The organism is Vagococcus sp. WN80Y (genome assembly GCF_059621045.1).
This window is the reverse complement of record NZ_JCAQHY010000157.1, coordinates 34,274-52,840: the sequence shown is the minus strand read 5'-3', so window position 1 is coordinate 52,840 and position 18,567 is coordinate 34,274. Positions and strand designations below refer to the sequence as shown.

At 36.5% G+C, this 18,567-nt stretch carries 17 protein-coding genes; 15 read left to right on the top strand and 2 right to left on the bottom strand.

What is annotated here, in order from left to right; translation table 11 throughout:
- Window positions 1–128 precede the first annotated feature (128 nt).
- The 7 genes from AC5KOD_RS13075 (at window position 129) to AC5KOD_RS13045 (ending at window position 7,676) form a co-directional block, all read left to right on the top strand.
- Window positions 129–329 carry a cold-shock protein gene (locus AC5KOD_RS13075; RefSeq protein ID WP_209531854.1) on the top strand — a complete coding sequence of 67 codons (201 nt, stop codon included), beginning with the start codon at window positions 129–131 and terminating at the stop codon, window positions 327–329.
- A gap of 443 nt (window positions 330–772) precedes the next feature.
- Window positions 773–4,429 (top strand): hypothetical protein, encoded by a 3,657-nt coding sequence (locus tag AC5KOD_RS13070; RefSeq protein ID WP_496915012.1) that lies wholly within the window; start codon window positions 773–775, stop codon window positions 4,427–4,429.
- A 24-nt stretch (window positions 4,430–4,453) separates the two neighbouring features.
- Window positions 4,454–4,780 carry a hypothetical protein gene (locus tag AC5KOD_RS13065; RefSeq protein ID WP_496915011.1) on the top strand — a complete coding sequence of 109 codons (327 nt, stop codon included), beginning with the start codon at window positions 4,454–4,456 and terminating at the stop codon, window positions 4,778–4,780.
- Between the two features lie 50 nt (window positions 4,781–4,830).
- Complete coding sequence (locus AC5KOD_RS13060; protein ID WP_496915010.1) at window positions 4,831–5,154, top strand: hypothetical protein; 324 nt, start codon at window positions 4,831–4,833, stop codon at window positions 5,152–5,154.
- Window positions 5,155–5,185: 31 nt separating this feature from the next.
- The gene (locus AC5KOD_RS13055; protein WP_496915009.1) at window positions 5,186–5,962 is read left to right on the top strand and encodes a hypothetical protein; all 777 of its coding nucleotides are present in this window, start codon (window positions 5,186–5,188) and stop codon (window positions 5,960–5,962) included.
- Between the two features lie 24 nt (window positions 5,963–5,986).
- Window positions 5,987–6,757 carry a LysM peptidoglycan-binding domain-containing protein gene (locus AC5KOD_RS13050; protein ID WP_496915008.1) on the top strand — a complete coding sequence of 257 codons (771 nt, stop codon included), beginning with the start codon at window positions 5,987–5,989 and terminating at the stop codon, window positions 6,755–6,757.
- A 22-nt stretch (window positions 6,758–6,779) separates the two neighbouring features.
- On the top strand, window positions 6,780–7,676 hold the full coding sequence (locus AC5KOD_RS13045; protein WP_496915007.1) for a hypothetical protein: 897 nt from the start codon (window positions 6,780–6,782) through the stop codon (window positions 7,674–7,676).
- Between the two features lie 71 nt (window positions 7,677–7,747).
- On the opposite strand, the gene AC5KOD_RS13040 is transcribed toward AC5KOD_RS13045, so the two are convergent.
- Entirely contained in the window at window positions 7,748–8,563 is an 816-nt protein-coding gene (locus AC5KOD_RS13040; RefSeq protein ID WP_496915006.1) for a hypothetical protein, read from the bottom strand.
- A 360-nt stretch (window positions 8,564–8,923) separates the two neighbouring features.
- Between AC5KOD_RS13040 and AC5KOD_RS13035 the strand changes: the two genes are divergently transcribed.
- Genes AC5KOD_RS13035 through AC5KOD_RS13025 form a run of 3 tightly spaced genes read left to right on the top strand, consistent with a single transcriptional unit; the run spans window position 8,924 to window position 13,173 of the window.
- On the top strand, window positions 8,924–9,880 hold the full coding sequence (locus AC5KOD_RS13035) for an AAA family ATPase (RefSeq protein WP_496915005.1): 957 nt from the start codon (window positions 8,924–8,926) through the stop codon (window positions 9,878–9,880).
- Window positions 9,881–9,882: 2 nt separating this feature from the next.
- On the top strand, window positions 9,883–10,953 hold the full coding sequence (locus AC5KOD_RS13030) for a DUF58 domain-containing protein (protein WP_496915004.1): 1,071 nt from the start codon (window positions 9,883–9,885) through the stop codon (window positions 10,951–10,953).
- Between the two features lie 21 nt (window positions 10,954–10,974).
- A complete protein-coding gene (locus tag AC5KOD_RS13025; protein ID WP_496915003.1) occupies window positions 10,975–13,173 on the top strand; it encodes a transglutaminase-like domain-containing protein in 2,199 nt (732 codons plus the stop codon).
- Between the two features lie 65 nt (window positions 13,174–13,238).
- Here AC5KOD_RS13025 and AC5KOD_RS13020 read toward each other — a convergent pair whose 3' ends face one another.
- On the bottom strand, window positions 13,239–13,775 hold the full coding sequence (locus AC5KOD_RS13020; RefSeq protein WP_496915002.1) for an HdeD family acid-resistance protein: 537 nt from the start codon (window positions 13,773–13,775) through the stop codon (window positions 13,239–13,241).
- Between the two features lie 218 nt (window positions 13,776–13,993).
- On the opposite strand from AC5KOD_RS13020, the gene racE reads away from it, so the two are divergent.
- The 5 genes from racE (at window position 13,994) to AC5KOD_RS12995 (ending at window position 18,543) form a co-directional block, all read left to right on the top strand.
- The gene (gene racE / locus AC5KOD_RS13015) at window positions 13,994–14,800 is read left to right on the top strand and encodes a glutamate racemase (RefSeq protein WP_496915001.1); all 807 of its coding nucleotides are present in this window, start codon (window positions 13,994–13,996) and stop codon (window positions 14,798–14,800) included.
- A 54-nt stretch (window positions 14,801–14,854) separates the two neighbouring features.
- Window positions 14,855–16,207: a ribonuclease PH gene (gene rph, locus AC5KOD_RS13010; RefSeq protein WP_496915000.1), complete on the top strand. Its 1,353-nt coding sequence runs from the start codon at window positions 14,855–14,857 to the stop codon at window positions 16,205–16,207.
- Between the two features lie 2 nt (window positions 16,208–16,209).
- On the top strand, window positions 16,210–16,722 hold the full coding sequence (locus AC5KOD_RS13005) for a metallophosphoesterase (RefSeq protein WP_496914999.1): 513 nt from the start codon (window positions 16,210–16,212) through the stop codon (window positions 16,720–16,722).
- Window positions 16,723–16,865: 143 nt separating this feature from the next.
- Window positions 16,866–17,354, top strand: coding sequence for a cyclic-di-AMP-binding protein CbpB (cbpB, locus tag AC5KOD_RS13000; protein WP_496914998.1), 489 nt, complete (start codon window positions 16,866–16,868; stop codon window positions 17,352–17,354).
- A 61-nt stretch (window positions 17,355–17,415) separates the two neighbouring features.
- Window positions 17,416–18,543, top strand: a complete 1,128-nt coding sequence (locus tag AC5KOD_RS12995; RefSeq protein WP_496914997.1) for an N-acetyldiaminopimelate deacetylase — start codon at window positions 17,416–17,418, stop codon at window positions 18,541–18,543.
- The last annotated feature ends 24 nt before the right edge of the window (window positions 18,544–18,567 follow it).

Genomic DNA, 18,567 nt, shown 5'->3' with positions numbered 1-18,567 from the left:
TTAAGAGTAATATGTTTGATAAAACTAATAAAGGGTATTTTACATTTCTTGTGTATTGAGACACCTCTTATGTAGCATCGACATTTATTGCAATTAATAAGCGCAATGCGCAAAAGGAGGAAAACAACATGGCTCAAGGAACAGTAAAATGGTTTAACGCAGACAAAGGTTTCGGTTTCATCACTCAAGAGGACGGCTCTGATGTGTTCGCACATTTCTCAGCAATCCAAGGTGAAGGATTCAAAACTTTAGAAGAAGGTCAAGCAGTGACTTTTGATGTTGAAGAAGGTCAACGTGGTCTTCAAGCGACTAACATCACTAAAGACTAATTCTTTTTAGTAAATAGACATATTGGCTTTTAAATCCAATTAACTATTCGAGACTGAGGTTTATCAGAAGTTTTCTTCTGTTAAACCTCAGTCTTTTTTTGTTTTAAATAAGTAAATTTGTTCCGAAAATGGGTATTTTTTTAATGTGGCTAGTGCATGCGCAAAGATTAGTTAGATGAGGGCTTAGAGTAAATCAGGTATGTTTTTTTAACTTTGCAACAGAGGGGCATTTATTGTATAATACTATAAGGTATAGGTTTGGGTGAAGAGTATTTTATTCAAACTTAATAAAAGGAACAGTGACAATAGTAAAATTTAATTGAATGAACGTTTTCTACAATTATTTTATATATTATACGTGACGGAACACAAATAAAAGTCTAACAGGTAGTTTAACTGGTGATAAAACAGACAATTACTTAATATGAAGGAGTTATTTAAGCGTGGCTGGAAAGGAAATTGAAACTAATATGGTTGGTATTAACGATCAACATGAGAAGCAGAATATGGAGTTACAAAAAAACTTCAATGTTTTATTTGAAGAATTCTCCAAAATTAAATTAGAAAATCATAAATTAGCATTGCAGCAGAAACGGTATATTGAAAATAATCAGCTGTTGATGACAGAAGTTAGTAAGTATTTGGACTATTCCAACCAGATTCAATCTGATAAATTAGGTCCAGCAGAAATAGTCGAGGCTCATCGTTATTTTAATGAAACAGGTGATATTTTAGAATTAGTAAAAGATGCCCTAGTTGAGGATAAGAGTATTGATGATGTGATGGCGGTTTATTTGTTGGCGGCTAAGAATAATGCTGAATCAATTATTGAAAATGCTCAAAAAAATGCTCTGCGTCAATCTGAATCAATTATTGCGGAAGTAAAGCGTGAGGCAATATCTGAGGCAATATCTGAGGCAGAAGTCTATGCTCAAAAAATTAAAAGTGAAGCTGATGACTATGCCTCAGAGAAAAAATTGAGCGTTGTTAAAAGTATTGATGAGGTCGATGCTGCGTTTAAAGAGAAATTGCAAGAGGCAGAGAATGAGGCAGAAAAAATTCGCCAGGAAGCTGAGACGTTTGCCAAAGAAATAAGGTTAGAGGCCTCTAGAGAGCAGGCTGGAATTACTGATTTAGTTCAATCGAAAATCAATGAGGCAAATGAGATCGCAGGCAAGATAACCCAAGAGGCTAAGGAATACGCTGAATCACTTACTGCGAAAGCTAATCAAAATAAAGATGAGTTAAAAGAAGCTGAGGCTCGTATTAGTTTTGTCAAAAATGAAGCAATTCAGATTAAATTAGAAGCAAAAAATTATGCTGAAAAAATCAAAAAAGCTGCTGAGCAAACTCAAGTAGAACGCGAAGAAGCTGAACACTCTCGTGAGATTCAAGCTAAACACGCAATAGCTAGTATGAAAACAGAAGCTCAAGAGTATATAGATAAGCAGAAAGCGGAAAGTGATAGTTACTTTAAAACTCATAAAGCAGAAGCGGATAGTTATGCTCTTAAGGTAAAAGAAGAAGCTGATCGCTATGTGTTGACTGTTACTAATAAAATAAAAGAGTCAGAAGCGTCATTTGAAGAAAAACAGAAGCAAAAAATTCTTGAAGCTGAGGCTAATATTGTGAAACTTAAAGCAGAAGCGGATCAATATGCTTCTGAAGTGAGAGAGACTGCTGAATCATTAAAGGCTAAATCTGAATCACAAGAAAGTGAACGCGAAGCCTCATTTAAAGAAAAAAGAACGGAAGTTGAAAAATACGCGAATCAGGTTAAAAGTGACGCCGATGAGTATGTAACTAAACAACAAAATGAAATAGATAAATTGAAATCGGAAGCCGAAAAAATCAGGAAAAAGGCTGATGATTTTGCAGTGGTCATGAAAGCTGAAATAGATGCTCGTCAAGAACAATTAGAAAAAGAGTATCAAGAGAAGCTGATGGCTGCGGAAGAAGAGATGATAGCAGCTAAAAAAGCTACTGATGATTACGTGAAAGAAAAGCAAGCAGAAATAGATGAAAAATTATCTAAAGCAGACACTATTATTGAAGAAAATTCAGTGCAGGCAGAGGCTGAAATTATTGAGAAATATGCAGAAGCTGCGACTACAATCGAAGCTCAACACAGGGCAGCCGAGGAGCAAATCACTCAATTAAGAGTAGAAACCGACGAGTTTGTAACTCGAAGTAACGAAGAGATTGAACACGCAAAAAAAGAGTTAGAAGAATGGTCAATTGCTGAAAAAAATGAGGCTAAGGAATATAGTCAAAAGATTAGGCTCGAGGCTGAAGCTTATGGAGTTGATTATAATCGTCGATTAGAAGAACAAGAAGCCGCACAAAATCAGCGTTTAGAAGAAGAGCGGAAAGTATTTGAAGCGCAATTAAATCTAATGAAAGAAGCAGCCGATAAGTATGTAGCTGAGAAAGATCAGCGAATTGCTAAAAAAGCTGCTGATTCAATTGCGGAGCTAACTGAGAAACAGGAAGCGATTGATACCTATGTAGAAAAAATCAGAAGTGATGCTGATTTATATGTTAATCGTAAGAAAAAAGAAGTTAATCAACATGAAAATGATGTAATCAGTAGTTTAAATGAGAAGCGTGCGAAAGCAAATGCCTACGCGGATAAAGTAAAAAAAGCTGCAAATCAATATGCCGAACGTAAGAATAAAGAAGTAGAGAAAAATGACAGTGAGGCAATGCAACGGATACTTGTTAAACAAGAGGAAGCAGATACTTATGCTGACCGTGTTAGATCTGAGGCTAATAAATACGCTCGAACTAAAAATGAAGAAATTGCTAAGAGCGAAACAGAGTTAAGCAATCAGTTGATTAATTTGATGGCTAAAAAGGAAGAGATTGAGACTCAGATTGAACACGAAAAAGCTCAGATTGTTGCTGAGAAAAAAGAATTAGATAACAGCCAGGTAGAGCTAGTGATTGCAGAACAAACTAGTAAGGCTGAAGTTGATTCATATGCGAGAAAAGTTAAAATTGCGGCTGATCGTTATGCCGAGCGGAAATCTAAAGAAGTAGAGCTCGCCGAACAAGATATCAAAGCGCAATTACAGACCCAAAAATCGGAAGCTGATTTATATGTTAGTCGAGTGAAAAGAGAAGCAGATAGCTATTTAGAAGCCAAACAACGACAGGCGGCCATGACCGAGACTGAATTAAGTGAAGATTTACAAAGAAAAGTAATTGAAGCAGAGGCTCAAATTTCTGAGTTGAAAGCGACTGGGGCTAGCTATGTAGCAGAGCAACGAAAAGAATTAGATATTCGTCTAAAAGAGGCCACCCAAGTATTGAAAAAAGCGCAGACAGATGCAGAAGATTATGCAGAAAAAATCATGCGTGAAGCTGATGACTATGCTGAAACTAAAACTAAAGAGCTCATTAATTTGGAAACACGAACTAATTCTCAAGTAGAGAGTTCGCGAACAGAGGCCGAAGAGTATGCTGAAAAGATTAAGGCAGAGGCTAATCGTTATGTTCAGAGAGTTCAACAAGAAATTGACTTGAGTAAAGAGAGGTTTGAGGAACAACAGGCAAGTCAATTGGATGAAATAGACCGTTATAGTCAAGAAGTGAAATTAGAGGCTGATAACTATGTAGTTTCTAGAAAGAAAGAATTGGATCAAACTGAAAAACAAGCGGATGTTTATTACCAAAGTAAGAAAACAGAAGCTGAGGTTTACGCTGACCAAGTTAAAACGGCAGCAGAAGATTATGCTCGAAATAAAAGATATGAAGTGGATCGTTATCACGCTCAAAAAGAACGTGAAGCAGATGAAGCATTTAGTGAAGCAAACATACAAGCTATCATTATGACAAAAGAGGAAGAAGCTAAGCGAATTGCAAAAGAAATTCGTGAGGAAGCAGAAATAGAAGCGGAAAACGTCAGACAAGACGCTCGTGAGAGTAAAGCTGAAGCTGAGTTATTTGTAAAAACTAAGAATCAGGAGCTCTTAGGCGAGGAACGAGACCTACATGCGCGTGTTGAGAAATTGAAAAGTCGTTTTGATTATCAAGTTAATACGTTACTTTCAACTGTTGAAGGTTACGTTGAGTCGAGAAGTGATAATCAAAAATAATTATTATGAGGCGAGGAGAAAGACATGATGTTTACATTATTTACAGTGGCTTTAATTGTCTTTATAATCGTTTTATCAATTTATCTGATACGTGAGTATCTTATATATATTAATTATTTTACGATTGAGCCTCCGAAAGATCGAAAAGAATTAAAAGCGATGAATCATCGGCGTCAAATTCAAAAACATAAAGTCTCAAATGTGGCGATTATTCTTTTCGTTGTAATTGTGGTAGTTATATCGTTTGTTTTAATTAATCTCTTAGCTATAAAAGATGATATAACAATAGTAACAGATCAGACAGTTCTTGAAAAAAAAAAAATAATGGCACCGATAGTTCAGTTCAACTAAAAAAATATAAAGGTGATTCTTGGGATATTAGTCAATTTTCTTGGGAAGATGTGTTAAAAAAAGAATCTGGATCACAAATTGACAATGAAATCTCACTTTCGAAAAAATTAATTCCATATATTGGTGAAAATAGTGTTACAATAATTAGGGGAACTACCTTGACTCTATCTGTTTTTGTTGTTGGGTTAACGAAAGAGCAGTTTCTACAAACTCAAAAGAATTTACCGGCTTTAGTGACAGATATTAATAAGGTTCCACAGGTTTCAATTGTTGATTTTACTTTTACTTATTATGATGATAAGTTACAGTATCAGAAAGTGAGTCAGTTGTATTATGAAGAAGATGGCATCTTAAAAGAAGCGGTCAAAAAATAAAAATGTTGAAATTTAGAGGAGTAGATTTATTATGGAAAATATTCAAGAGTTGCAATCGGAGTTAGAACAGGTCAAATTAGAGTTAGAGAGCGAAAAATTTAAAAATTCATATTCAGAAGAGTTGTTAAGTAAAACAATTAGTGAAAATGAAGATTGGGAACAAAAATTCTCTAAAAAAGAAAAAGAGTTGAATCAGCTAAAAGCTAGTCAGACAGCCGCCGCTGATAATTCTGAAATGGATCGTCTAGCTTCTCAATTATCAGAAAAAGAAGCAATTGTCTTAGCAAAAGAGGAAGCAATTGCTCAAAAAGAGCGAGAGCTAAGAGAGAAGTCTGCAAAAATTGCTGAATTAGAAGAGATTGTAAGCAACATTCCTGTAGCCGATAACAGTGTTAATTCTGATTTATCTGATGAGCTTACTTTGGCAAAAATGAAAATCAATAGTTTAGAAACTGAGTTGAGTCAATTATCAGTGTCATCTTCTCAAGAAGATTTAGTTCAAAGCAAGAAAAAAATTAATGAGTTAATGCTTGCTAACCAACAATTACGAGAAGAGTCTGCTAGATCTCAACAAGGGATTGGCGAAGTAATGTTAGTCGCTAAAGAACAAGCAGCTCGTATGATTACTGAAGCAGAAGAAAGTATTACGGTTAATATTGAGTCTGCAAGACAAGAATTGTTTGATATTGGTAACAAGGCTAATTCAATTTCTGATGAGATTAAAGCTTCTCAGGAAAGTGTAAATGGATTGTACAAAGAATTAATTGAACGGCTAGCTAAAATGTCTGAAATTGATTTTAAAATATAGACAAACACGTGAGGAGGTTCTACAGTGACTGTTAAACGATCGATCAACTATTGTTTTCTTTCTTTGTTAGTTATGTCCTGTTTTTTAGGCGTTACTGTAGAACCTGTAATTGCTGAGCAAGTTGACGATGACGAGGCTATTATCCTAATTAAAATGATTGGTGATAAGGCCTCTGAAGTTGCTGAGACTAATGATTTGTACGCTTCGGTGATGATTGCTCAAGCATTGTTAGCTTCGGATTTTGGGAGAGGTCAACTTTGTCAGCCTACTATTAACAATTTGTTTTCAATAAAGGGTAGATTTAAAGACGAATTTGTGAAGTGGACGGATGGCGAGATTAATGACAATGCTGATACCTACATTGAGTATCGCAAGTATGCCTCCTATGAAGAATCTCTAAATGATTATGTTGAACTAATTAGAGAAGGGATATCCTCAAATCCTGATTTTTATGGGGGCTCTTGGCGCAGTCAAAATATTAATTATCGTGGAGCAACTTCTTTTTTGACATCACGTTATGCTGAAGATCCTAATTACGCTCAAAATTTGAATATAATTATTGAATTGTATAATTTGACCGATTTTGATAATGGAAAAAGAACTATGGATTCTAATTTCGTTCGAAAGAATATGATATTTGAAGAGTTGATGCTGAGAAAAACGCACATTGTAAAGGAGAATGAAACACTATCTGATATTGCTAAGGAATATAAAGTTAGCGTGAGCCATTTGATTGAAGCAAATAAGCTTTCTCAAAGTGCGCTAATTGTTGGTCAAGCTTTGGTGGTAGATTAAATGATAAAAGTGGGTGATGAGATTGTTTGAATTATTAAAAAAATTGAAAAATAGTAATTATTATTACTACTCAGATACTGATGACGGGTCAATTGATGAAGAGGCAGCTGCTAAAGTTAAAGATGATAAAAAATTAACAAGATCTAATGAGAGTCGCACAGTAAAGCCAAATGCTAGTACTGTGAAAAAAGAGATGCCCTCACCAGTTATCGGCAAGTCTACGGCTACTTCAGTTGGCAAAAAGAAATTGACTGAAGACGAGTTGCTTCAGCGAATAGAAGCCTTAAAAACGCAAGTTGAATTATTAAAAAAGAGTAAAAATAAAGAAAAAGAATTACTTAAATCAGAGTTTTATGAATTGAGACGTGAAAAAGAAGCTATTGAACTGCAACGTGAAATTGATTTAAAGCAGATTCAATACTATAAAAACATTGAATCTGAAAATCAACTGTTACAAAAACAACTTACAGCTGAGGTGGAAAAAGCAAATCAACTTCAAAATCAACTGCAAGATAGTAGTGAAGAAGAGTCAAAAAAAGTAACTGAACTAGAAGCTGAGTTGGAGAGGACAAAGGGGCAGTTACTGAAACGTATTAAAAATAGTCGATCAGAGATAGTAGACCTCCCTATAGAAGATGAGACGAAATCAATTATTAGTCGTTTGGAAGAAGAGCTGGCATTATCAAAAGTGGAGTTAAGTAGGTACATAGAACATAATGAAGAGTTGAAAGAGCAACTTGATGATCAGATGGCACAGAATCAAAATGTTCAATATAAGCCTGATTATTATTCGGCGCAAGATAATTTAGATTTTAGTAGCAATTTAAAAGTGCTTTATCAGGAATTATTAGATACAAAGAAAGAGACTCAATTATTATTTGACGACATTATGATGGTAATTAATCGTCAAGCTGAGTAATTAATTTTAATCTCTTAATTAAATGAGGCAAGGACTTAATACAAGTCTTTGCCTCATTTTGTGTAGTGATATTATAAATCAATTGTCAAAATTTTATCAAAATGGTGACGAAATATTTCGCTTAAATCATCAATATTATTCGCGTATTGGTGGCTTAATTTAATTGCAGTTAAGTCATCTGCTTCTTCAATAGATTTAAAAAAATCGCGTTCTGCTGTTAGGAACCAACGAACTTTAGACCTTAATAATTCATGCTCCGGATTAGCTCCAAAATATAAATTTATTCGTGTTGCTAATTCAATTATTTCAGATTGCTGGTGATCGTAGGCTTCTTTATTCGCTGCATAATTATGACGATCATTTTGATAACGTTGTAAGATCACAGGAGCGTAATCATCAATCAAAACAGTTTCTAGATCATAGCCTCGAGAGATTGCTCGATCTTCTGAATCACTTAAGATTCTATGGGTTGCGTAGAGGCTCGAGAGGGTTTGGGAAAGTTTGGTTGTTGCAGTGATATAAAGAGCTACTAGTTGGCGAACATCTTTCACCCATTCCAATTGAGCATTAGCATTTAATGAGGCAGCTAATTGTTGGTTTGTTACTTCTTTATTTTGTTTTAGTAAGTCCGCTTGTAAATGAGTTTGATTTTCATTTAGAGCTTCTTGATTTGCTAGCTGTGCTTTGTTGAGCTCTGTTTGCGTCTCAATTGCTTTGTCAACTAGCTCATTTAATTGCTCATTATTTTTTGTTGTGATTTTTTTTACAGCAAGATAGCTTACTAGTATTGAAATTACCACTCCGATTAAAGCAATAATAGTTGTAAAAATAATTGAATTCCAAAATGCTGTTTCAGTCATATTAAAATCACCTATGACGTATTTCATTCTTACTCCTCCTAATTGAATAGCAAATGAGTGTAAGTAGGCTAATGTTATAATTAACTACTATCTCGGAAAGCTATATTTTTTTTGAATTGTCAGTTGATGTGACTAAGTTTATTATACCGTTACTAGTGATAAAATGAAACAAGAGTTGCTAGCGGAACAGCGATTATTTTTTGTTTATGAAACTTTAGATAAAAAAATAGAACTCCTGATTGATGTTTAGGTGAGATATCTATAGAATAGAACGTAAGGATGTTTAAATAATTAGCCAAATAAAGAAAGATTAGCGAATAGGTTGCTCAATCTTTTTTTATTGAAAGCTAATATAAATAATTAAATGCAAGACAGGGAGGATAATTGATGGAAACAATCAGTGTAGCCGAGGCTAAAATGAAAATAGATCGTTTGGTGACAGAGATAGAAAAAATTATTGTAGGAAAGCGTGATGTCATTCAGTTGGCAATTACGGCACTTTTGGCAGAAGGGCATGTGTTGTTTGAAGATATTCCTGGTGTAGGTAAAACAATGTTCGCCAAAACTTTAGGAAAAACGATTCAATGCAAGGTAAATAGGGTCCAATTTACGCCAGACTTACTGCCAGCAGATATTGTAGGAGTCTCAATATTTAATAAAGGATCTCAGGAGTTTGAGTTTAGACCAGGTCCAATTTTTACTGATATTTTACTTGCAGATGAAATTAACCGGACCACTCCAAGAAGTCAGGCTGCTTTGCTTGAAGCAATGTCTGAGAAGCAAGTAACGATTGACAATCAAACATATCCATTAAATCCTTTATTTTTCGTCCTAGCAACACAAAATCCAGCTGACTATGAAGGGACCTATCCTTTGCCAGAGGCTCAATTAGATCGATTTTTATTTAGATTAAGTATTGGTTACCCCAGTCATCAGCAAGAGTTAGCACTCGTATCTGGACAAGATCGACAAGTAAAATTAAAACAAACTAAAGGGGTCTTGAGTATTCGGGAAGTTAGTTTATTTCGAGAATTAGTGAAAGAAATTTATGTTGATCCCCGATTATATGACTATGCGGTATCACTTGTTAGACAAAGTCGGACACATGGGAAAGTTAGAGTAGGCGTTAGTCCTCGTGGTTCACTAGCTTTTGTACAAGCGGCTAAAGCTTTCGCTTTAACGGAAGGGCGAGATTACTGCGTGCCAGATGATTTTAAAACGGTTCTTGAGCCTGTCTTTGGTCATCGATTATTATTGAAGCATGGGAGTAACCGTGAGACTAATGCACTTCAGCAAGTACTGACTGACATTCAAGATGCAGTTGCCGTACCCGTAGGTAATTAGTGATGAAAAAAAAGTGGTCAATTATTTCAATTGCCAATAATTTATTTTGGTTAGCTATTATGGTAGTCATTAGCTTATTTGCCATTACCTTTAATATACGAGTTGGTTGGTTTCTTGTTTATTTTTTTATATTTATTTTGATAAGCTCCCTATTGTCCATGAGAGGCCGGATAAGCCACTATCGTGTTGTGATGCCTCCCGTAATTAGTGTTACTCAAGGTAGTCGTGAAAAGTTACCTATTAAGTTGTTAGTGAATGAGAAAAGGCCAGTTGGGATGCCCTCTAATTTGAGTGGCGTACTTGAGTTGCCTGAGGATCAATTTGAGCTAATCGAGAAAGAAAGAGACAGCAAGTATTCACTTAATTTTAAGGCTGAACTTGATGATGTGCTCGGACGTGGTGTCTATCAATCTATTCAGGTTGCATTTGTTAGCAAGGATATGTTCAATGTGTTACGGAAAACAGCTCGTTTTCCAGTTGATACGATACTAATGGTCATGCCCTCCTTGGCGTTTGCTGATAGTCAGGAGATTCTTATTCTCTTGAAAACACTAAAAATGTTAGCATCAACGTCTAATTTTACCAAAAGTCAAGACATCAAGGCATTTCGTGATTACCGTGAAGAGGATCAATTAAATCAAATTGATTGGAAATTATCTGCTAAACGCAATCATTTAATCATAAAAGAAATGGAAGATGAGCGTAAGGAAGAAGTGTCAGTTCTTTTTTATGGCAATGAGGGTCAGTTTTATGAAGAGATGTTGGCCTCTTTTTATTCACTATTTTTAAATAATAGTCAACTAGGGGCGTCAGAATGGTTGATGTATCAGGATGAAAAGCAAGAAATGGCTCATGTGTTGCCTGAGATGATTGCTGGTGGGCAACCTGTGCATAATGAAAAAACATTGGTTCAAGCAGTTAGACGCATCGGGTTAACGAATAGAAAAGTAGTTATTCTTGCTGTGCGCTACTCTAAAGAGCTAATTAAAGCGAGCGAAGAATTACGCCAACAAAATCAAGTGGTTGTCATTTTTTATGGACATCAAGGTAAATTAGATTATCAAACGTTTTAGTTTAATAGAAAGGAGGGGACGATGATTAAATATGAACGTCGGGACATTATAACTGCTATCTGGACCATTAGCTTGATTGGAAGTGGAATTGGATCATTTGTAGAAGCCAACGGTTTAGGAACAATTAGTTGGCTGTATCTTTACTTATTTTTAATCATTGTTATGGCCGTACTTAAAGTTAAGTGGGTGATTGAGTTACCTATCCAGATAATAGCGTTACTTTTTATTTGTCATCGGTATTTTCCTTCGAATCGTGCCTTTACGGTTGGTTGGATTCGTTCTTTCTTTAGTTATATTTTACAATACGCAGATCCAGCTCAGAGAGCTGAGTTCCAATTTTTGCCCTCTCCGATTGCGTTACTCTTTATTGGGGTGTTTATGATTATGTTAGTTAAACTAATCATTACTTATGAACTTTGGATGATGCCGTTTTTAGCGGTTCTAAGTTACCTACTGATATTAACAGTCTTTAATCAAACGGATCATTTTTTTGAGATTATCCAATTGTTGCTGTCTGGCTTTGTTTTAAGTATTTGGTTAGGTCGCAATGAAAGACCAGCGATAGAATTTTGGAAAGATCAGAGGGCTGCTGTGATATCATTAGTATGTTGCTTACTATTGGCGTGGCAACTGCCTAAATGGCTGCCTCGTATACAGGAAGCGATTGAACTACAAACTCAGCCATTAAGGTCTAATTTAAGAACCAGCGCGTTTTACCAGATGATAGAATTTGCTCAAGGAAATGGTGAATCAGCTACTACTGGTTTCAGTGAAAATGATAGTGAACTGGGTGGTCCAGTGCTACCTAATAATGAAGTCGTTTTTTTAGCAAGACAAGCTCAAGCCCATTATTGGAAGGTCGAAAATAAGGAAATATATAATGGGCGTGGATGGGGAAGTAGTCAAACTGACAAGGTAATTCTGGATCAAGAGACGATAACTATTGATGAGAAGCACAGTCGCTACGAAGAAAGTAGCCTCCCAATTGAATTAATTTTACCAAATCCTATTAGGTATCTTCCTAAGCCACAAGGTAAGATTACCTGGCGTCTCCCTTCAACCTATCGCTATAATCGAGCGATTGAATATAGCTCTCAAAACAATCGAGTTTATGTTAAATTGAGTGCGGATTATGCATCGGAAAGTAGCATCAGCTATGATTATTATCCACCCAAGTATACACTAGCTGATTTGCAGGGGAGTCAAGCGCGAGGACCGTCGGGTAGCGAGGAGATATATCGCCAATTACCGAGCGGTTTACCAGAGCGAGTAGGAGAGCTAGCTAGAAAGATAACAGCAGGCAGTACGAGTGATTACGAAAAGATGAAAGCATTGGAGAACTATTTAAAAAATGATGATCAATTTCGTTATTCACTGGAAGAAGCAAAAAGTGTCCCAGCTAAACGGGACTATGTGGATTTTTTTCTATTTGATTCCCCCACCGGCTACTGCGAACACTTTTCGAGCTCGATGGTGATAATGGCACGTACGTTAGGGATTCCAGCACGTTGGGCAAAGGGATTTAGTGAAGGGCGAGTCACTACTATTAATGATGATGGGACAAAGACCTATAGTATATCAAACAAAGATGCCCATGCCTGGCCTGAAATATATTTTGAGGGGATTGGTTGGGTTCCTTTTGAACCAACTAAGAGTTTTAATAGTTCCGAACAAGCCGCTTTAACTGAACAAGATCAGCAAGAAGCAGAGGATGTTCCTGCAAGCTCTCAAGAACTAACTGATTCGACTGAATCTTCTACAAACAGTGTAGTATCACCTACAACATCCAGTAGTGAACAAAAAGAGCTGAAACAAGAAGACGCAAAAGGAACAACGGTTTCTAGTCTATTGAAGAAAATTGGTGGAGTATTAGCAATAGTTTGTTTAATTATCGTGATTGTTGGGAGTATTATTTTTAGAAAAAAACTTAAGTGGATATGGTGGTCGTTTAAGGTGACCTGTTTACCTAATTATTCATTTGTTAAGTCATATGAAGGTTTATTACATTTGATGGAACGAGACATCATACGAACGCCTTCTGAAACCTTAAGACAATATCAGGAACGTTTGATTACTGAGTACCCTAAAATTAAAGGAAAGATTAAGCCACTGACAATAAAGTATGAAACAATAGTTTATGGTAATCAAGATTCTTTTGTATTAGGTGTAACTAAAAAAGAACAGCGAATACTTATGGCAATCAAGAAACTTGTGGTTTGATGAATAAGTAAAGAGAGGCGAGGATGATAAAAATCCTCGCCTCTCATTTTAATTATTAGTTAGAGCTACATTCTTTTTTGCAGAAAATAATGAGTTAACTCAGATACTCCCATGAATATGAGAATACCGCCGAAAATTCTAAAGACAATGAGAACTGTTTTAAATGGATTGAAGATTAGTAGAATCCCAGCCGCTACTAGTAAGCCACAATAAATGTAGATACTGATACGATACCGCGGATTAACTTCCTTAATGCCACTGCTATTAGAGCTTAATTGCATCAAACCATTTAAAACAATTAAAATACCCAGTAGAATAGGTAAGAAGCTAACGATGGCTTTCGCAAAAATAAGAACAATTGCAGCGAAAAGTAGTAACATGACTCCAGTAATGAACTCATAACCAAATAAAGAATTATTATTACTTTCACGAATAGCTTGAAATAGATTGATTAAGCCAAGAATAGCCAGATAACCTGCAATAATATAAATCACACTTTTAAATACGAGCTGCGGATTAAACAGAATTAAAGCTCCGAATGCCAAATAAAAGATAGTGCGTAGAACAGTAAATTTTTCGAGTTGATTCACAACATTTCTCATAAGTAACCCTCCAATATAAATTGATTTCTTCTTAATTTTATAGTAAAAATGGTGGGATAGCCAATAATAAGACTAATAGTAGTGAATTTAGTAGCAATAATGAGTAAACTATCACAATTTTTAGAGACTTCGTTAAGCTTTAGCAAAAGACTTGAAAACTTCACTGAAAAAAGGGAAAATAGAGAAGTAGTGTAAAATAAAGAATTGAGGTTCGTGGAATGAGTAACAGACAAGCGATTGGCTTTATTGATTCAGGCGTGGGTGGATTGACGGTAGTTAAGGAAGCCCTCAAGCAACTGCCTAATGAACAAGTTATCTACCTTGGTGACACAGCCCGCTGTCCCTATGGACCGAGACCAGTGGAGCAGGTTATTGAATTCACTTGGCAGATGACATCTTTTTTATTAAAGAAAAATATAAAAATGTTAGTTATTGCATGTAATACTGCTACTGCAGTAGCTTTAGATGAGATTAAGCAAGCACTAGATATACCAGTAGTTGGGGTTATTTTACCAGGGAGTCGTGCTGCTTTAAAGAAAACGAATGGCAACGATATTGGTGTGATTGGAACGCAAGTGACTGTATCTAGTCAGGCTTATTCCAACGCAATATTAACCAAGTCCCCTCACAGTCACGTGGTGGAGCTAGCTTGTCCAAAATTTGTGCCGATTGTGGAGAGTAAGGAGTACCATTCGCCATTGGCAAAGATGGTAGTGGCTGAAACATTACGGCCTCTTAGACAAAGTGGGATTGATACATTGATTTTGGGGTGCACCCACTATCCATTGTTAAAACCATTAATTCATAATTATTTAGGTAAGCAGGTAAAGCTAATTGATTCTGGCGCAGAAACGGTTGGAGAGGTCAGTATGTTGCTTGATTATTTTGAAATTGCAGCTTTACCAAGTACAGCACCTTTAAAGCATGAGTTTTATGCGACTGGTTCAGTTAGCATGTTCCGTGATATTAGCGAAGATTGGTTGGGGCTTGAAGAATTGCTGATTGAAAAAGTCAGTTTAGAGTAGATTATGGGGTATGAATTAAGGAAATCAAACCAGATAAAGTGAGGGAACTAATAAGTGAGACATGACAAGAGAGAACGCGATGAATTGCGAACTATTCAGATTGAAACCGGAGTGTTAAAACATCCAGAGGGATCAGTATTAGTGAGTTTTGGTGATACGAAAGTAATTTGTGCGGCGACATTTGAAGATAAGGTCCCCCCTTTTTTACGTGGACAGGGAACTGGATGGGTAACGGCGGAATATAGTATGTTGCCCAGAGCGACAAATACTCGTAATATCCGTGAAAGTGCTAAGGGAAAAATATCTGGTCGAACGATGGAAATTCAGCGATTGATCGGTCGTTCATTGCGAGCAGTAGTTGATTTAGAAAAGCTTGGGGAACGCTCACTGATCGTTGATTGTGATGTGATTCAAGCCGATGGAGGGACGCGGACTGCTAGTATAACGGGGGCCTTTGTGGCGTTAAAATTAGCAGTGGCTAAATTACTTGCGGAAAATATCTTAACGGAAGATCCTTTAAAAGAACATTTAGCTGCAGTTAGTGTGGGCATTTTACCAGAAGGCTCAGCTGTTTTAGATTTAGATTATGTTGAAGATTTTGCTGCATTGGTAGATATGAATGTAGTGATGACTGAGTCTGGACGTTTTGTAGAAATTCAAGGAACAGGGGAAGAAGCTACTTTTTCAGCTGACGAATTGACAGAGATGTTACGTTTAGGTGAAAAGGGGATTAAGCAATTGATTAAGCAACAAAAGTTAGCATTGTCAGTTGAAAGCAAGTCGATTCCTGAAATAGAGGCAAGTAAAACTATTTTGATAGCAACTCGCAATGTAGGAAAAGCAAGAGAATTTGAGGCTTTATTTGCTGAAAAAGGCTATCAAATTAAGACCTTATTGGATTTTCCTGAAATTCCTGATGTCGAAGAGACAGGTGCTACTTTTGAAGAGAATGCTCGCCTAAAAGCGGAGACAATCGCTCAGCAGTTTAATTGCTTGGTACTAGCAGATGATTCTGGCTTGCTTGTAGATGCGTTAAACGGTGAACCAGGCGTTTATTCGGCAAGGTATGCAGGTCTAGACAAGAGTGATGGGGCAAATAATGCTAAATTACTTCATGAACTAACAGATGTCCCTACTGAAAAAAGAACGGCTCGTTTTCATTGTACCCTTGTTTTAGCTGGGCCTAATAAAAAAAGTTTAGTCGTGACAGGTGAAGTTGAGGGGCGTATCTTATCCATCCCTCGCGGTAATAATGGATTTGGTTATGATCCATTGTTTTACGTGCCAAGTAAGGAATGTAGTATGGCCGAATTGAGTGATCAAGAAAAAAATAAAATTAGTCATCGAGCTCTTGCTAGTCAAGCCTTAAACCAAGAGTGGGAAAGATGGTTAGAGAGCGAGGGATAGACATGAAATATTTAGTTGTCAGTGACAATCATGGCGATCGTGATAGCTTAGTTGATTTGGTCACGACTTATCAAGGAAAAGTTGATGGGATGTTCCATTGTGGTGATTCAGAGTTAGAACCGACAGATGAGCTGTGGCAAAGTTTTTTAGTTGTAACAGGGAACTGTGATTATTATCCTGAATATAAAAAGGAACAGGTTGTGTCTATTGGGTCAGATACAATTTTGATGATCCATGGTCATTTGGCTAACGTTCGTTATAGTCTCGATCAATTACTATATCGCGGACAGGAAGTTGGGGCCAATATTGCCCTCTTTGGCCATACCCATGAACTTGGAGTGGAATTAATTGAGGGGATATTGGCTTTAAATCCTGGAAGTATTCGTTTACCTCGAGGTCGTTACCAAATTAAGACTTATGCGATTATTGAAAGTAATGACGAGACTTACGTTGTTCAATACTATGATGATCAACATCAGCCTATCACTGACCTGAAGTTTACGTTTAATAAATAGATACGTATACGTGGTGTGGCTTAAATGGGAACGATTTATTAAGTATTGCTAAATTGTCTGAAGAAAGTGTGAATTTGCTGATTTTTAGCAGAAATTTAGGTAAACTAGTGATAGTGTTAAAATGAAGATAGGAGGCACTCCAGATGATTGGGAATGCTGTAAAAACATTACTATTGAAAAATGAAGATAGTTTTTTGATACCAGATGAAAAAGTTGCTCATGTGATGGATACAAATCCGTTAAACCATGCGTTGTTAGTTTTGACTAAAGTAAAGTACACTAGGATTCCAGTATTGAATCGAGAAGGTGAAATAGTTGGCTTGATTGGTTTATCAGATATTGTTAATGCCATGTTCGATTTAACTGAAATAGATCCTGATAATTTGACGGATTTATGTGTGAAGGATGTCATGGATGCTGAAATAGATACTATTACCCAACCCTATGATATTGAATATATTTTACATCTATCCGTAGACAGTCCGTTTATACCTGTAGTTGACAGTGATAATCGTTTTGCAGGTATTGTTACTCGTAAAGAAATTTTAAAGTCAGTCAATCACTTGGCTCATACATTAGAGAATGAGTACACTCTGACTGAGAAGGAACAGTCAGAACGAAAAATAGGGTAATAATCGGAGATTGGGACAAGATGTCTCAGTCTCTTTTTATTAGGAAAATTGGAGGCGTGAGATGGTATATACAACTACTGAGCTGATACAAATCAGACGAGAGCTACATCAATTACCAGAAATTGGATTAGAAGAAATTAAAACTCAAGCTTATTTGCTAGCTAAAATTGCAGAAATGCCCCAAGCTAAAATAACCGTTTCAACATGGCAAACAAGTATTTTGGTAAAAGTCAAAGGGCGAGAGGGGAAACGAACCATCGGCTGGCGAACAGACATTGATGGTTTGCCAATTACTGAAGAAACAGGCCTAGACTTTCAATCGCTTCACAAGGGGCGCATGCATGCCTGTGGCCACGATTTTCATATGACGATTGCTTTAGGTCTATTGGCAAAGGTGATTGAAGCAGATTTTGCAGATGATTACTGTTTCATTTTTCAACCTGCCGAAGAAAATGAAGCAGGTGGGAGGTTGATGGACTTAGCAGGTTGCTTTGCTGAAATTAAATTTGATCAACTTTATGCGTTACATATTCAGCCAAGTTTACCAGTAGGTACCGTTTCAACCAAAGTTGGAACACTGTGCGCAGGAGATTGTGAGTTTCGCGTGCGCTTTAAAGGTAAAGGAGGACATGGCGCTTACCCGCATTTAGCGAATGATATGATTATTGCAGCCACACAATTTATTCAACAGTTGCAAACTATTGTCAGTCGAAATGTTGATCCGACAGCTGGCGCAGTAGTAACCGTCGCTAGTTTCCACGCAGGAGAAGCCACAAATGTGATACCAGAAGTAGCTGAGGTAGCTGGTTCTATTCGATCATTGGACCAATCAGTTAATCAATTGACTCAACAGCGATTGCGAGAAATGGCTAGAGGTATTGGTCAGTCCTTTAACTGTGAGGTGGAGGTTAGCTTGGAACAAAAAGGGTATTTACCAGTCGTTAATGATCGTCAACTTACGAAGCAGTTAATGAGCTTTGCTGAAAATCACTCAGAAGTTTCGTTCAAAGAAGCTCAGACAGTCATGACTGCGGAGGACTTTGGCTATTTATTAAATAAATTCCCTGGTACTCTTTTTTGGTTGGGAGTAGATTCACCGTATGAGCTACACCATAATAAGATGATGCCAAAGGAAGAGGCTATTGCCATTGGTGTAGGGTTTGCCTTTGATTATTTTAAACAATTATAACAATAAAAAAATGAAACTCGACTC

Coding starts and splice junctions, on each gene's coding strand:
- AC5KOD_RS13075 (WP_209531854.1), top strand. CDS start 129: ATGGCTCAAGGAACAGTAAAATGGTTTAACGCAGACAAAGGTTTCGGT.
- AC5KOD_RS13065 (WP_496915011.1), top strand. CDS start 4,454: ATGATGTTTACATTATTTACAGTGGCTTTAATTGTCTTTATAATCGTT.
- AC5KOD_RS13055 (WP_496915009.1), top strand. CDS start 5,186: ATGGAAAATATTCAAGAGTTGCAATCGGAGTTAGAACAGGTCAAATTA.
- AC5KOD_RS13040 (WP_496915006.1), bottom strand. CDS start 8,563: ATGAAATACGTCATAGGTGATTTTAATATGACTGAAACAGCATTTTGG.
- AC5KOD_RS13035 (WP_496915005.1), top strand. CDS start 8,924: ATGGAAACAATCAGTGTAGCCGAGGCTAAAATGAAAATAGATCGTTTG.
- AC5KOD_RS13030 (WP_496915004.1), top strand. CDS start 9,883: ATGAAAAAAAAGTGGTCAATTATTTCAATTGCCAATAATTTATTTTGG.
- AC5KOD_RS13025 (WP_496915003.1), top strand. CDS start 10,975: ATGATTAAATATGAACGTCGGGACATTATAACTGCTATCTGGACCATT.
- AC5KOD_RS13020 (WP_496915002.1), bottom strand. CDS start 13,775: ATGAGAAATGTTGTGAATCAACTCGAAAAATTTACTGTTCTACGCACT.
- racE (WP_496915001.1), top strand. CDS start 13,994: ATGAGTAACAGACAAGCGATTGGCTTTATTGATTCAGGCGTGGGTGGA.
- AC5KOD_RS13005 (WP_496914999.1), top strand. CDS start 16,210: ATGAAATATTTAGTTGTCAGTGACAATCATGGCGATCGTGATAGCTTA.
- cbpB (WP_496914998.1), top strand. CDS start 16,866: ATGATTGGGAATGCTGTAAAAACATTACTATTGAAAAATGAAGATAGT.
- AC5KOD_RS12995 (WP_496914997.1), top strand. CDS start 17,416: ATGGTATATACAACTACTGAGCTGATACAAATCAGACGAGAGCTACAT.